This is a genomic window from Stenotrophomonas sp. STEN030, from assembly GCF_056759995.1.
Genome location: NZ_JBRREB010000046.1, coordinates 1 through 15062, shown reverse-complemented (window position 1 = coordinate 15062; position 15062 = coordinate 1). Strand labels below are relative to the sequence as shown.

Below are 15062 nucleotides of genomic sequence, written 5' to 3'. Positions count from 1 at the left end.
TCCCGGAGTTCCCATGTCCCGCCCCACCTCGGCCCCGCTCGGCCTGGCCATCGCGCTGGCGCTGTCTTCCCCCGCTTTTGCCCAAAATGCCCAGCAGGCCACCAATCTGGACACGGTGATCGTCACCGGCACCCGCGCGGTCGACCGCACCGTGCTGGAATCCACCTCGCCGGTGGACGTGCTCAGCGCCGAGGACATCCGCAAGGCCGGCGTGGTCAACGGAGAGCTGGGCAGCGCGCTGCAGGCGCTGCTGCCCTCGTTCAACTTCCCGCGCCAGTCCAACTCCGGCGGTGCCGACCACATCCGCGCCGCTCAGCTGCGCGGCCTCTCGCCCGACCATGTGCTGGTGCTGATCAACGGCAAGCGCCGCCACAACAGCGCGCTGGTCAACACCGACAGCAAGATCGGCAAGGGCACCACGCCGGTAGATTTCAATGCCATCCCGGTCAGCGCGATCAAGCGCATCGAGGTGCTGCGTGACGGCGCCGGCGCGCTGTACGGCTCCGATGCGGTAGCTGGCGTGATCAATGTGATCCTCGACGATGCCCCGGAAGGCGGCGCCATCGAAGCCAGCTTCGGCGCGCACCACACCGACCTCAAGCCGATCGACCGCACCCTGACCGACGGCCAGACCAGCTACTTCAGCGCCAAGGTCGGCACCGCGCTGACGGACGACGGCGGCTTCCTGCGCGTCGGTCTGGAGCTGAAGAACCGCGAAGCCACCAACCGTGCCGGTTTCGACCAGATCCCGCCGTGGGAAGCGCAGACCCCGGACAATCTGGCCCTGGCCGGCAAGCGCAATTACTCATTGGGCGATGGCGCCAGCAAGGACCTCAACGCCTGGTTCAATGCTGAAATCCCGTTCGGCAGCGCCTCCAAGGCCTATGCCTTCGGCACCTACAACCAGCGCGATACCGAAGGCGCCAACTACTTCCGCTACCCGGACGGCGAAGCCAACTGGAAGGAGCTGTATCCGAATGGCTACCGCCCGATCTCCGAAGGCGAGAACCTGGACGTGCAGCTGGTAGCCGGTGCCCGTGGCGAACTCGGCGACTGGAACTACGACGCCAGCCTCGACCACGGCCGCAACGAGTTCACCTATCGCCTGCGCAACTCGCTCAACGCTTCGCTTGGCCCGACCAGCCCAACCAGCTTCAAGACCGCCGATTTCAGCTTCGCCCAGACCGTGGCCAACCTCGATTTCGGCCGCATCTTCGTGCGCACGAACGACACCCACAGCCTCGGCTTTGGCATCGAAGGCCGTCACGAGCGCTACGAAACCGGCGCTGGCGATCCGGCCAGCTATGCAGCCGGCCCCTATACCGACCGCCCGACTGGCTCGCAGGCCGGTGGTGGGCTGACGCCTCAGGATGAAGCCGATCTGTCGCGCGATGTGATCAGCGCCTACACCAGCCTGTCGTCCACTTTCGGCGAGAAGTTCTCCACCGATATCGCTGCCCGCTATGAGCATTACGAAGATTTCGGCGGCGAGCTGACCGGCAAGATCGGCGCGCGTTACGCCTTTGCTCCGGCCTTCGCCCTGCGTGGTTCCATTTCCAACAACTTCCACGCGCCGTCGCTGAGCCAGATCGGTTACGAATCCACCTCGACCGGTTACACCGCCGGTGGCCAGCTGGTGCAGGGCCGCCTGTTGTCGGTCAACAATCCGATCGCACGCGCCTTGGGCGCCACCGACCTGAAGCCGGAAAAATCGATCAACTACAGCCTGGGCTTCACCAGCCAGATCGGCAGCCATTTCGACCTGTCACTGGACCTGTTCCAGATCGATATCGATGACCGTATCGCATTGTCGGAAAGCATCACCGGCGATGCGCTGACTGACTTCGTGCAGCAGCAGTTCGGCATCGGCGGGCTGGAGAGCGCGCATTACTTCGTCAACGCCGCCGATACGCGCACCCGCGGCGCCGAGTTCGTTGGTAACTGGCGGCAATCACTGGGTGATGGCGAGCTGCTGCTGACCGGCACCTGGAGCTACGCCAAGACCGAGCTGAAGAACGTCGTCGCCACACCGTCGCAGCTGCTGGCATTGAACCCGGATTACGTGCTGTTCGGCGTGGAAGAGAGCAATACGTTGACCGACGCTGCACCGCGTACCCGCGCACAGTTCGCCGCCAGCTGGGCCAATGACAACTGGTCGTTGAGCAGCCGCGTGAGCCGCCATGGCAGCGCCAAGCGTGTGTTCGATTTTGGTGGTGGCTATATCCCGACCCAGACCTACCAGGCCGAGTGGCAGCTGGATGCGGAAGTCGAATACCGCATTACCCCGCAGTGGAGCGTGGCTGTTGGCGGGCAGAACCTGACCGACAACTACCCGGACAAGTCGAACGAGGACATCTACTACTTCGGCAACCTGCCGTATGACGTGTTGTCGCCGATTGGCAGCAATGGCGCGTATTGGTACGGGCGGGTGCGGTTTACGTTCTGATTGGGTGTTTAGTGCGGGATTGCTTGCTTGGAGCCTCCCCTCACCCCAACCCCTCTCCCGCGCGCGGGAGAAGGGCTAGTGCACTACGAGCCGACGCGATCCGAGCCCCTCTCCCGTTCACGGGAGAGGGGTTGGGGTGAGGGGAAGCTTCTAGCTAAAGAACCAAAAACCCCCGAATTCATCCAGCTTTAACAGCGCTAGGCGCTCCTTACGCCTGCCGGCTCATTCCAGCCCGGTTCATCCCTTGCGGAGGCGTATATGTTCGAGTCGTTGATTCGCGAAGCGGCAAGCCGCTTTCATCTCGGCGACAACGCAGGGCGCCTCGTGCGCCAGCTTGTCGATGTCATCTTCGATCCTGCCAACGGCGGCTTCGCCGGCCTGCAGAAACGCTTTACCGATGCCGGCCTGGATGGCCTGCTCTCTTCGTGGATAGGCTCCACGCCCGGCGACAACGTACTGCAACCAGACCAGTTCAGTGCCGGCTTCGGCCAGAACCTGGCCAGCGGCATTGCCAGCAAACTCGGCATTCCCGCAGCGGCAGTCAACATGGCCGGTGCGTGGTTGCTGCCGAAAATAGTCGGCCAGCTCACCCCAGGCGGCAAGATCCCCACCTCGCGCCCGGCCGACTACGAGCGTTGGTTCGGTACCGCAACGCCAACCGCCGGCTATAGCGGCGGTGGCACCGTACCGGCAAAAGCTTCAGGTGGCCTCTGGAAATGGCTGCTCCCACTGATCCTGCTGCTTGCAGCGTTCCTGCTGTTCCGCAGCTGCAAGAAGGAAGAAGTCGTTGCCCCGGCACCGATGCAACCGGCAGCCAGCACGCAGCCTGCTGCACCGGTGGCGCAAGCCAATCCACGCTTCGGGTTTGAGAATGTGGACGGCAAGGTAACGGTCAGCGGCCAGGTTGCCAACGAAGCCGACAAGACCCGTCTGTGGGATGCGCTGAAAGCCAACTTCGGTGAAGGCAATCTGTCGGGCAACATCACCGTTGATCCGGCAACCTTGCCGGCTGGTTGGCTGGACAAGCTGATCGCAGCGCTGCCGGAGCTGAAAGCCAAGGGTCTGAAGTTCGGTTTTGATGGTGACAAACTCAACATCGACACCAGCGGACTGTCCGAAGCGGATCGTTTCACTGTCAGTGACAAGCTGCGCAGCCTGTTCGGAGGCTTCGAGATCAGTGGTCTGTGGGATCGTGCGGCGGCGGCATTGTCTGGACTCAAGGCCGGCTTCAGCGGTGATGATCTCGTCAAAGCACTGAACCTGATGAACATCTACTTCGACACAGGTTCGGCCACCATCACCCGCGACAGTCTGGAGACTCTGACCAGCGCGGCGAATGCGATCAAGCAGGCACCTGCAGGCACCAAAATCGAGGTCGGCGGGCATACCGACAATACCGGTGATGCTGCTGCCAATGTCACCTTGAGTCAGCAACGTGCGGATGCGGTTGTCGCCAAGCTGGCTGAGCTGGGTGTTGCTGCAGATACGCTCAGCGCCAAGGGCTATGGCCAGGAAAAGCCGCGTGCAAGCAATGACACTGAAGAGGGTCGTGCGCAGAACCGCCGGATCGAGTTTGCGGTTACCAAGTGATGTTGTGCATTGGGTGAAGAGCAGAAGCTTGCCCTCACCCCAACCCCTCTCCCGCGCGCGGGAGAGGGGCTCGCATCGCTAGCACTCGTAGTGCACTAGCCCCTCTCCCGCCTGCGGGAGAGGGGTTGGGGTGAGGGCGCTCTGAAAGCACGTAGAGCAAAACCCAATCACCCCAAATGACCTTCCTGTAACAACCGCTGCGGCATAGTGGCCACATGCTTGATGACCAACAGCGACCGCCCCCTCCGGCGCTGGCAGACGACGACGCACTGTTTCTCGACGTAGATGGCACCCTGCTCGCCTTTGCCGACCATCCGGACAAGGTAGCGCCCGACCCGTCCCTGCTCGCGCTGCTGGCCGGCGTGCAGCAACGTCTGGGTGGCGCGCTGGCGCTGCTCAGTGGCCGCCCCGTCAGCCAGCTGCAGGCGATGTTCGCGCCATTGCGCCTGCCCATGGCTGGCCTGCACGGCGCGCAATTGCTCACTGCCGTCGATGCAGAGTTCGCCCAGACAGACACCGCAGGTTGGTTGCACACACTGCACCAGCGCGCGATGCAACTGGCACACGTCCATCCCGGCGTCATGATCGAAAACAAGGGCCAAGCGCTGGCCCTGCACTGGCGCAATGCGCCGGATGCTGGCGCGGCCGTGATTGCGTTCGCAAACGCACAACTGCCCCAACTGCATGACGTGCGCCTGCAACCAGGCAACCACGTGATCGAGTTCGTCGGCAGCGGCCATGACAAGGGCCGCGCCCTGCAGCAGCTGATGCAACTGCCGCCTTTCCAAGGCCGGCGTCCGATTTTCATCGGCGACGATCTCACCGACGAACACGGCTTCCAGGCCGCTCAGCAACTCAAAGGCATTGGCGTACTTGTCGGCCAACGCAGCGACAGCCTGGCCGCTGCAACGCTGCCCGACATCACGTCCGTACACGCTTGGCTGCGCGCAGCCATTACCTGACCCACCCGGAGGAAACAGCGGCGCCAGCGGCGCTCGCGCAACAAGGAGAATGCAATGCAAGACGCCACCCTCGATCTTGGCGTAGTTGGCAATGGCAGTTTCGGTGCGCTGATAGACAAGCAGGCGCGCGTGGTCTGGAGCTGCCTACCCAGCTTCGATGGCGACCCGGCCTTCTGCGCCCTGCTCGGCCCCAACCAACACCCCGGCGGTGACTTCGGCATCGAGCTGGAGGACTTCCTCGACAGCGAGCAGTCCTACCTGACCAACACCGCCATCTTGCGCACGGTGCTGCGCGACACCCATGGCGGCGCGGTGGAAATCATCGATTTTGCCCCGCGTTGGCGCCAGAACGACCGCTTCTATCGGCCGGTCAGCCTTATCCGTCAGGTCACCCCGCTGTCCGGAAATCCACGCATCATCGTGCGCGCACGGCCGCTGGCCGACTGGGGCGCGCGCCAGCCGGAAACCACCTGGGGCAGCAATCACATCCGTTGGCTGTTGCCGGATCTGGTACTGCGCCTGACCACCGACGTTCCGGTGCGTTTCGTCCGCGATGCCCTGCCCTTCGTGCTCAATCACCGCGTGCATCTGGTGCTGGGCGTGGACGAATCACTCAACCGCTCGCTCAGCGGCTACGTGCAGGAAGCCATGCAACGTACCCGCAGCTATTGGCGCGAATGGGTGCGCTATTTGTCGGTACCATTGGAATGGCAGGAGGCGGTGATCCGCAGCGCCATCACCTTGAAGCTGTGCCAGTACGAGGACAGCGGCGCCATCATCGCGGCGATGACCACCTCAATCCCGGAAGCACCCGGCAGCAGCCGCAACTGGGATTACCGCTATTGCTGGCTGCGTGATGCCGCCTTTGTGGTGCGCGCACTCAACCGGCTCGGCGCCACCCGCACCATGGAGCAGTTCCTGGGCTACATCTTCAACCTGGCCAGCAGCGACGGCAGCCTGCAGCCGCTGTATGGCATCGGCTTCGAAGCCAAGCTCGATGAGGAAGAAGTCGCCTCGCTGTCCGGCTACAACGGCATGGGCCCGGTACGCCGCGGCAATCTGGCCTGGGTGCAACGCCAGCACGATGTCTATGGCAGCGTGGTACTGGCTTCCACCCAGTTGTTCTTCGATCAACGCCTGCAGGACCCGGGCGATGCGCACACCTTCGCGCGGCTGGAGCCTTTGGGCGAGCAGGCCTTCGCCCTGCATGACGTACCGGATGCTGGGCTATGGGAATTCCGTGGTCGCACCGAGGTGCATACCTATACCAGCGCCATGTGCTGGGCCGCCTGTGATCGCCTGTCAAAAATTGCAACCCGCTTGAAACTCGATGGCCGCGCCATCTACTGGCGCGAACGTGCCGACCAGATCCACACACGGATCATGCATGAATCCTGGAGCGAGCAACTCGGCCACTTCACCGATACCTTCGGTGGTCATCGGCTTGATGCGTCCTTGCTGCTGCTGGCCGATATCGGCTTCATCGATGCTGGCGACGCGCGCTTCATCGCCACGGTCGAGGCCATCGGCCGTGACCTGAAGCATGGCAACGCCTTGTATCGCTATACCGCCCCGGATGACTTTGGCACACCAGAAACCAGCTTCACCATCTGCACGTTCTGGTACATCGATGCGCTGGCCGCAATCGGGCGCATGGACGAGGCGCGCGAGATGTTCGAGATCCTGCTGCAGCAGCGCAATCATCTGGGTCTGCTTTCCGAAGACCTCAGCTTCGATGGCAAGGCCTGGGGCAATTTCCCGCAGACCTACTCGCATGTGGGCTTGGTGATCGCGGCGATGCGCTTGTCGCGCAGCTGGCAGGAAGCGTCGTGAGCCGACTGGTTGTCGTCTCCAACCGGGTGGCGTTACCTGGCGAGAACCGCGCTGGCGGGCTGGCAACCGGCCTGCTGGCGGCATTGAGCGAGCGTGGCGGGCTATGGTTCGGCTGGAGCGGGCGCAGCGTCAGTGTCGATAGCGGTGCCCTGCACGAAGCGCAGGACGGCCCGATCCGCTACTTGACGATGGATCTGTCCAAAACCGATCTGGACAACTACTACAACGGTTTTTCCAACCGCGCCTTGTGGCCGCTGCTGCATTTCCGCCTGGACCTGGTCGACTACGACCGGCGCAAGCGCGAAGGCTATTGGAAGGTAAACAGGCTGTTCGCCGATACGCTGGCACCGTTACTGCGCGACGACGATACGGTGTGGATCCACGACTACCATCTGATTCCACTGGCCGCTTTGCTGCGCGAGCGCGGTGTCGGCTGTCGAATTGGTTTTTTCCTGCATGTACCGGTGCCGTCGGCCGACCTCATCCAGGCCCTGCCGGACCATCGCTCGCTGTTCTCAGCGCTGTATTCGTACGATCTGCTCGGTTTCCAGACTCGCCGCGATGTTGATCGGTTTCAATCCTATGTGCGCCTGTTCGGCGGCGGCACGCTGATCGACAACGACTGGATCAAGGCACCGGACGGCCGCCGCGTGCGCACCTCGGCGTTCCCGATCGGCATCGATACCGAGCACATCGCGCGACAGGCCCGCAGCGCGGCCAGCAACAAGCCGGTGCGCGATCTGCGGCAGAGCCTGCAGCACCGCAAGCTGGCGATTGGCGTGGACCGACTGGATTACTCCAAGGGCCTGCCGGAGCGCTTCCATGGTTTTGAGCGCTATCTGCAGCGCTATCCGCAGCAGAAAGGCGATATGACCTTCCTGCAGATCGCGCCGGTATCGCGCGGCAGCGTCAACGAGTACCGCAAGCTGCGCAGTGATCTGGAGCGGCTAGCCGGGCATATCAACGGCGGCCATGCCGAGGCCGATTGGACGCCGCTGCGTTACGTCAACCAGAACTACGCGCACAGCACGCTGACCGGCTTTTATCGGCAGGCAGCGGTAGGTTTGGTGACGCCTTTGCGCGATGGTATGAACCTGGTAGCCAAGGAATACATCGCTGCACAGGATCCTGAAAACCCGGGCATGTTGGTGTTGTCGTTGTTGGCCGGTGCTGCGGATGAATTGAAGCAGGCGCTGCTGGTCAATCCGCATGACCTGGATGGTGTGGCCGATGCGATTGCGACGGCGGCGAACATGCATCGCAGCGAGCGTATAGAGCGTTGGCGGGCGATGATGGAGCACCTGCGTGCGCATGATATCCATCGTTGGCGGAGGGATTATCTGTTGGCGCTGGAGGGGGTTTAGGGCTGGAGCGGAGGCAAGAGCTTGCCCTCACCCCAACCCCTCTCCCGTATACGGGAGAGGGGCTAGTGCACTACGAGCGCAAGCAATGCGAGCCCCTCTCCCGCTGGCGGGAGAGGGGCTGGGGTGAGGGGAAGCTTCTAGCCCGTAAACCCCAAACCAAAGCACTCAATCCAAAAACCGCCCGCGCTGCTCCGCCGTCGGCAGAAAACAGCTCTCATGCCGCCCAAACCAGCGGTACCGGTTCCGCGCCAGCCAGCGATACGCAGGGTCCCGCAGCGAAGCCGGCAACACCCGCGCAAGCCCAGCCAGACGCCAAGCTCCACCCAAACCAGTCACCACCCGCAGAATCGCGTCAGTGTCGGTATACGCCACTCCGTCAGCCACCAGCAGGAAGGACAAGGGATCGTCCGGGTCCAGCCCATGCGCGGCCAACAAAGCGCGCCCCTGCCCGCCCTGCATCGCCGCGAACCGGTAGCGCCCTGACCGATCAAATCGCAGCAGGAAGCGCACCCAACGGCTGCACAGCGCGCAGACGCCATCAAACACGATCACCGCCGGCTCAGCCATGCACCGGCTCCGGCAACAACCAGCCTTCGTAACGGATCAGACGCCCGATCAGCGGCATCGACACGTCCACCAGGAATTCATAGCGCCCGGCCTGCTCACGCTCGCGGCATTGCACCTGCGCAAACCAGCGCGTCGGCAACGGCAACACACCGAAGGCCCAGGCTCGCTCGGCCCGCCACAGGATCTGGCCGGCTTCTTCGCGTAGTCCAAATCGGAAACGCACCGCGCCCAACTGCTCGAACAGCCGCCCATCGCGCTGCCATAGCCGGGAGCCCATGCGCGCGGAACCAAACCGTCGGTTCCAACGTTCTCCGGCCGTATCGATCACGAATTCCACCGTTACCGGCACGCTTGAAGTCGGCGGCAGCCGTGCCAACCAGGCGCAGGGCGCTACGAGCCAATGGGTACCGCGCAGCACCTCGCCCTGCCCGCTCCAGCGCTCACGCGTGGGAATCGAGTGCAGCGCGCGTACCTGCGGGGCCAGCTGTTCGAACGCAGGGCCCAGCACCTGCGCAAACAACGGCAAGCTCATGGTTCCATCCACACCAGGGTGGCGATACGGCCGCTGCGACGGTCGCGACGGTGCGAGAACCAGCGCTGCGGATCGGCCATGGTGCACAGGTCGCCGCCGTGGATTGCCGCCGGCTGCATGCCTGCAGCCACCAACCGCTGCCGTGCCAGCCCGGGCAGGTCCACCTTCCAGTGGCCGGGCCGGGTAGATACGAAGTGGCTTTCAGCGGCGCTGGAATGCGCCAGGAAGGCCTCGCGCACGTCCACGCCGACCTCGTACAGGGCAGGACCAGCCGCAGGGCCTATCCACGCTACCAGCGCCTCAGCGGGCGTGTGCATGGCGACCAGGGTGTTTTCCAGCATGCCGCGCGCCAATCCGCCCCAGCCGGCATGGGCTGCCGCCACTTCACTGCCGTCGCGGGCAGCGAACACCACCGGCAGGCAGTCCGCAGTGAGGATGGCCAGCACCACGCCCGGTACCGAGGTCACCGAGGCATCGGCGGTCGGTTCGGCGTCCAGTCCTTGTGCCTGCGCTGGCGCGTCGAAACGCAGAGCCACGCTGCTGTGCACCTGGCGTAGCCAGTGCGCAGCCGATGGCAGCTTCGCCAGCTGCTGCAGTTCGTCGCGGTTGCGCTGCACCTGGGCCGGATCGTCGCCATCGGCGGCGGTCCGGTTACCCAGGTTGAAACTGTCAAACGGGGGCTGCGAGCCGCCGGCGCCATGGCGCATCGTGGTGAAGGCCCGCACCCCCGGGGGCGCGGGCCAATCAGCCAGCCACAGCGGACTCGCCTCCGCCATTACCAGCGGCCTCGCTCGCGGTCGGCGAAGGCCTTGGAGTCCTCACGCAGCGCCTTCATCAGCGCCTGCAGATCGGCCGGGACTGGCGCGGTGTTGCTGATGCTCTCGCCGGTGATCGGATGCGTGAACTCCAGGGTTTCGGCGTGCAGTGCCTGACGCTTGAAACCGCGCAGTGCCGCGACCAGCTCGTCGGTGGCGCCCTTGGGCAGCTTCAGCGAGCCGCCGTACAGCGGATCACCGACGATGGCGTGCTTGAGATGCGCCATGTGCACGCGGATCTGGTGGGTACGACCGGTTTCCAGGCGGCATTCCAGCGCGGTATGGGCACGGAAGCGCTCGCGCAGGCGGTAATGGGTCACCGCTTCCTTGCCGTCCTCGCGCACGCCCATTTTCAGGCGGTCGCGGGCATGGCGGTCGATCGGGGCGTCAGCGGTGCCGCCGGAGACCAGCGCGCCAACCACCACGGCCAGGTACTGGCGATGCACTTCGCGCGCGGAAAGCTGCTCGACCAACGCGGTCTGCGCCTGCACGGTACGGGCCACCACCATGACGCCGCTGGTGTCCTTGTCCAGACGGTGGACCACGCCTGCGCGCGGCACCTTGGCGATCTCAGGATCACGGAACAGCAGCGCGTTGAGCAGGGTGCCGGTCGGGTTCCCGGCGCCCGGGTGAACCACCAGCCCGGCCGGCTTGTCGATCACGAACACATGTTCGTCCTCGTACAGGACCGACAAGGGGATGTCCTCCGGCAGGGCGTGGACTTCGACCTCCAGCACCGCATTCAGGGTGGCGATTTCGCCACCGCGGACCGGATCGCGCGGGCGGACGGGCTCGCCATCGAGCAGAACTGCGCCGGATTTGATCCATTCGGTCAGGCGCGAACGGGAGAATTCGGGGAACAATTCGGCCAGGACCGCGTCGAAGCGACGACCGGCGGCGGAATCGGGAACCTGCGCGTGGCGCGGGCTGGAAGAGGTGTTCTCGGACATGGGTAAAGACCGGCTGTAGACGAAATTATGGGGTCCTGACGACAACAGTCAGTCGCAGGACAGGCCACTAGGCTATCATCGCCCCTTCGTATTCCTGCCGCGTCCTGCCCTGAACCCATGATCCGACGCTCTTCGCTGCTGTCCGCGCCCGTCCGCCTCACCGCCCTGTTGCTGGTTTTGGTCTTCGTCGCCACTGGCTGCCATCGCGGCGCCAAGAAGGACGCCGACGAAGGCGCGCCGGTCGAACAACTGTTTGAAAAGAGCCACAAGCTGATGGAGGGCGGCAACTGGTCCGGCGCCGAAACCAGCTTCAAGCGCCTGATTGCGCAGTATCCGTATGGCCCGTACACCGAGCAGGCGATGATCGAAAGCGCCTACGCCCAGTACAAGGCCGGCAAGAACGATGACGCCGTGTCGAGCATCGACCGTTTCATCCGTACCTACCCGACCCACCGCAACATCGCGTATCTGTACTACCTGCGCGGTCTTGCCAACGGCAATCGCGATACGGTTTTCCTGCGCCGCGTATGGTCGCTGGACCCGAGCCGCCGCGATCTGTCGACCCCGCGCCAGGCCTATGCCGATTTCAATATCGTCACCGAGCGCTACCCGAACAGCCGTTATGCCGCCGATGCGCGCCAGCGCATGGTCGAACTGCGCGACGTTTTCGCCCAGCATGAGCTGGACGATGCCCTGTACTACGCCCGCCGTGGCGCCTGGGTGTCCGTAGTTGGCCGCGCCAACTACCTGCTGGAGACCTACCCGCAGAGCGCCTTCCAGTACGACGCCGTCGCGCTGCTGGGCGAGGCTTACACCAATCTGGGTAACAAGACCCTGGCCGACGACGCCCGCCGCGTGCTTGAGCTGAACCAGCCGGAGCATCCGTGGTTGGCCGGCAACTGGCCGAAGTACCCGTGGATGATCCGCAAGCTGAACCCGTTCGCGGGCGAGCGTTCGGTGGCCACCGGCCAGAGCAGCGCCAAGATGAACCGCGGCAAGTAAGCTCCTGCGGTAACTGCTGGTGATCAGGAAGGGGCCTTGGGGCCCCTTTCTTGTTTCTGGGGTTTGGGGTTTGCCTGGACCTGGCTTCAGCCTTGCTTGGTACTTGATTGGGGTTTGCTTGCTAGAAGCTTCCCCTCACCCCAACCCCTCTCCCGCAAGCGGGAGAGGGGCTAATGCACTACGAGCGCTCGCATTGCGAGCCCCTCTCCCGCGCGCGGGAGAGGGGTTGGGGTGAGGGCAGCTCTAAAGCTCCTGCACCCCCAAAAGACGGCCCACCAACATCCCCTCCCCTCATTTCCAAAATAAAAATGCCACCGACGGACCGATGGCAAGGAGAGAGAGATGAACCGGCATTTTCTTGTGCCCCCATCTTGCGCTCGCAATATGTAGAGAATTTGTCGAAAACTCGTTGGCTTGAGCAATCCAGCTGACGAACCGCTATCGAGCCAGCGCGCTCCAGCCGGATGCCGCCTTCACCCATCAACCGCCATACAAGCAGAAGGGGCCTTTCGGCCCCTTCTGCGCACACCCTATCGGCAAGATACTCAGCCACGATAACCATTGGTGATGGGATAGCGGCGCTCGCGACCAAATGCGCGGCGCGACACCTTGGGGCCCGGCGCGGCCTGGTGGCGCTTCCATTCACTGATCCGCACCAGCTTCAGCACCCGATCCACCACCTCCGGCGCATAACCGGCACCGACGATGTCCTCGCGCGACTGCTCCTGGTCGATGTAGCGATACAGGATGCCGTCCAGCACGTCGTAGGCCGGCAACGAGTCCTGATCGGTCTGGTTGTCACGCAGCTCGGCCGAGGGCGCACGAGCGATGACCGCTGGCGGAATCACCGGCGCGCCGCCCACCGTATTGCGCCACTTGGACAGACCGTAGACTTCCGTCTTGTACAGATCCTTCAACGGCGCGTAGCCACCGCACATATCGCCATAGATGGTGGCGTAACCGACCGCGTATTCGCTCTTATTGCCGGTGGTCAGCAGCAGGCCGCCGAACTTGTTGGCCAAGGCCATCAGGATCACGCCACGGCTGCGCGACTGCAGGTTCTCTTCGGTGACATCCGCCGCCTGGCCTTCAAACATGGCCGACAGCGACTGCATCAAGCCCTGGAAGGCCGGCTCGATCGGCACCGTCTCCAACTTCACGCCCAGCGCGCGGCATTGCTCCACCGCCAGATCATTGGACAGATCCGCGGTGTAGCGTGACGGCAGGCTGACGGCAGTGACGTTATCCGCACCCAATGCATCCACCGCCAACGCCAGCACCAGCGCCGAATCGATACCGCCGGACAGGCCCAACCAAACCTTGCTGAAACCGTTCTTGCCACAGTAGTCCTGAATGCCGCGGGTGACCGCGCGCCAGGCCAAGGCATCCATGCTCTCATCGCCGTCATCAATCCAGCGCAGCGGCATGAAGCTGCGCGCGGCGACGTTGTATTCAACCACCAGCATTTCTTCGGTGAAAGCCACAGCGGCTGGATGCACGGTGCCATCGCCATCGGCGACGACAGAAGCACCGTCGAACACCACCGCATCCTGGCCGCCGACGGTGTTGACGTAGGCAATGGCCACGCCGGTCTCGCGGCTGCGCTCAGCCAGCAGTGCATCGCGCTGAGCGTGCTTGCCGCGCTCGTACGGCGAGGCGTTTGGCACCAGCACCAGTTCGGCGCCGGCCTTGACGGTGGCAGCCAGCGGCTCGGGGAACCACAGGTCTTCGCAGATCACCAGGCCGAGCTGCACGCCGTTGACCTCGAACACGCAGTTGCCACCGTCCGGGTCCACGTCGAAGTAGCGTCGCTCGTCGAACACGGCGTAGTTGGGAAGCTCGCGCTTGCGGTAGGTGCTGGCGATGGCGCCATCACGCAGCACGCTGGCGGCGTTGTAGACCACCGCACCGGCGCTCTGCGGCCAGCCAACCACAGCAACGATGCCCTGCACTTCCGCCGCAACCCGCGCCAACGCCTGCTCACAGCTGCGCAGGAAGCCAGGGCGCATCAGCAGGTCTTCCGGCGGATAGCCGCTGATGGCCAGCTCCGGGAACAGCACCACGTCGGCACCGTATTCGTCACGCGCCTCTTGCATCAGCTCGATGATGCGGCCTGCGTTGCCGTCCACGTCCCCGACCGGGAAATCGAACTGGGCCAGGGCGATGCGTAGCGATTCGGACATATCAACAACCTTCTGCTTGGCCCCGCACCCTGCGGGGGCTTGGTGTTGCCAACGCCGCGCGCAGGATGCTTTCGCAGACTGCGGCGGTGTGGCTCAGAGCTTCATTATTCCAGAAGCGCAGCACGCGGTAGCCATTGCGATGCAGGAAGGCATCGCGACGGCGGTCATTGGGGTCGTTTGCGTGCTGACTGCCATCCAGCTCGACGATCAACTTGTGCGCCAGGCAGACGAAATCGACGACATAAGGGCCGATGGGGTGTTGTCGGCGGAACTTGAAGCCGACCAGGTGGCGGCCTCTGAGGAAGTACCAGATGCGGAGTTCGGCATCTGTCATGCGCCGACGCAGGGCACGGGCACTGTTGGTTTTGCTGCCTTTGCGCATGGGCGTCTCCTTGGTTGGGAGACGATTGCGCTACGGAGCGGCGGTTGGAATCGGAGGAATCGGGTCATTGAGCGGAGAGATTCCCGCTCTCGTTGCGATGCGAGGGAGGCGGCTGAAAGCGCAGGCAAAGGCAAGAGCTTGCCCTCACCCCTACCCCTCTCCCGCAGGCGGGAGAGGGGAAAGCAATTGCAACTGCCAGAACCAAAGCCACAGCCAAAGCCAAAGCCAAAGCCAAGTCCAAAGCAATGACTCAAAACCCGAGCCAGGGCCGAAGTTCGGCTTCGGCTTCGGCTTCGGCTTCGGCTTCGGCTGTGGCTGTGGCTGTGGCTGTGGCTTTGGCTTTGGCTTTGGCTGTGGCTTTGGCTGTGGCTTTGGCTGTGGCTTTGGCTGTGGCTTTGGCTTTGGCTTTGGCTGTGGCTTTGGCTGTGGCTTTGGC

At 63.8% G+C, this 15062-nt stretch carries 13 protein-coding genes; 6 read left to right on the top strand and 7 right to left on the bottom strand.

From position 1 onward, the window contains the following. Positions 1-13 precede the first annotated feature (13 nt). The 5 genes from ACVOLR_RS15360 (at position 14) to otsA (ending at position 8195) form a co-directional block, all read left to right on the top strand. Entirely contained in the window at positions 14-2446 is a 2433-nt protein-coding gene (locus tag ACVOLR_RS15360; RefSeq protein ID WP_481537199.1) for a TonB-dependent receptor plug domain-containing protein, read from the top strand. A gap of 258 nt (positions 2447-2704) precedes the next feature. After that, positions 2705-4036: an OmpA family protein gene (locus ACVOLR_RS15355; protein WP_481537198.1), complete on the top strand. Its 1332-nt coding sequence runs from the start codon at positions 2705-2707 to the stop codon at positions 4034-4036. Between the two features lie 215 nt (positions 4037-4251). Beyond that, on the top strand, positions 4252-4998 hold the full coding sequence (otsB, locus tag ACVOLR_RS15350) for a trehalose-phosphatase (protein ID WP_481537197.1): 747 nt from the start codon (positions 4252-4254) through the stop codon (positions 4996-4998). A 54-nt stretch (positions 4999-5052) separates the two neighbouring features. Continuing rightward, a complete protein-coding gene (locus ACVOLR_RS15345; RefSeq protein WP_481537196.1) occupies positions 5053-6831 on the top strand; it encodes a glycoside hydrolase family 15 protein in 1779 nt (592 codons plus the stop codon). Further along, positions 6828-8195 (top strand): alpha,alpha-trehalose-phosphate synthase (UDP-forming), encoded by a 1368-nt coding sequence (otsA, locus tag ACVOLR_RS15340; RefSeq protein WP_481537195.1) that lies wholly within the window; start codon positions 6828-6830, stop codon positions 8193-8195. Before ACVOLR_RS15345 ends, otsA begins: the two co-directional genes overlap by 4 nt. A gap of 165 nt (positions 8196-8360) precedes the next feature. Here the strand turns inward: otsA and ACVOLR_RS15335 are convergent, their stop codons facing one another. Genes ACVOLR_RS15335 through rluD form a run of 4 tightly spaced genes read right to left on the bottom strand, consistent with a single transcriptional unit; the run spans position 8361 to position 11059 of the window. Further along, positions 8361-8762, bottom strand: coding sequence for a thiol-disulfide oxidoreductase DCC family protein (locus ACVOLR_RS15335; protein ID WP_481537194.1), 402 nt, complete (start codon positions 8760-8762; stop codon positions 8361-8363). After that, positions 8755-9288, bottom strand: coding sequence for a DUF4166 domain-containing protein (locus ACVOLR_RS15330; RefSeq protein WP_481537216.1), 534 nt, complete (start codon positions 9286-9288; stop codon positions 8755-8757). The genes ACVOLR_RS15335 and ACVOLR_RS15330 overlap by 8 nt, the downstream gene beginning before the upstream one ends. A 2-nt stretch (positions 9289-9290) precedes the next feature. Continuing rightward, the gene (gene pgeF / locus ACVOLR_RS15325; protein WP_481537193.1) at positions 9291-10070 is read right to left on the bottom strand and encodes a peptidoglycan editing factor PgeF; all 780 of its coding nucleotides are present in this window, start codon (positions 10068-10070) and stop codon (positions 9291-9293) included. Continuing rightward, on the bottom strand, positions 10070-11059 hold the full coding sequence (rluD, locus tag ACVOLR_RS15320; protein ID WP_481537192.1) for a 23S rRNA pseudouridine(1911/1915/1917) synthase RluD: 990 nt from the start codon (positions 11057-11059) through the stop codon (positions 10070-10072). The genes pgeF and rluD overlap by 1 nt, the downstream gene beginning before the upstream one ends. Before the next feature lie 117 nt (positions 11060-11176). On the opposite strand from rluD, the gene ACVOLR_RS15315 reads away from it, so the two are divergent. Next, the gene (locus ACVOLR_RS15315; RefSeq protein WP_481537191.1) at positions 11177-12061 is read left to right on the top strand and encodes an outer membrane protein assembly factor BamD; all 885 of its coding nucleotides are present in this window, start codon (positions 11177-11179) and stop codon (positions 12059-12061) included. 545 nt (positions 12062-12606) lie between these two features. Here the strand turns inward: ACVOLR_RS15315 and ACVOLR_RS15310 are convergent. The 3 genes from ACVOLR_RS15310 to ACVOLR_RS15300 all read right to left on the bottom strand — a co-directional run. Continuing rightward, positions 12607-14244: an NAD+ synthase gene (locus ACVOLR_RS15310; RefSeq protein WP_481537190.1), complete on the bottom strand. Its 1638-nt coding sequence runs from the start codon at positions 14242-14244 to the stop codon at positions 12607-12609. A 1-nt stretch (position 14245) separates the two neighbouring features. Next, positions 14246-14626: an endonuclease domain-containing protein gene (locus tag ACVOLR_RS15305; RefSeq protein ID WP_481537189.1), complete on the bottom strand. Its 381-nt coding sequence runs from the start codon at positions 14624-14626 to the stop codon at positions 14246-14248. 250 nt (positions 14627-14876) lie between these two features. Beyond that, the coding region (locus ACVOLR_RS15300; RefSeq protein ID WP_481537188.1) for a hypothetical protein at positions 14877-15062 on the bottom strand (186 nt) is incomplete at its 5' end.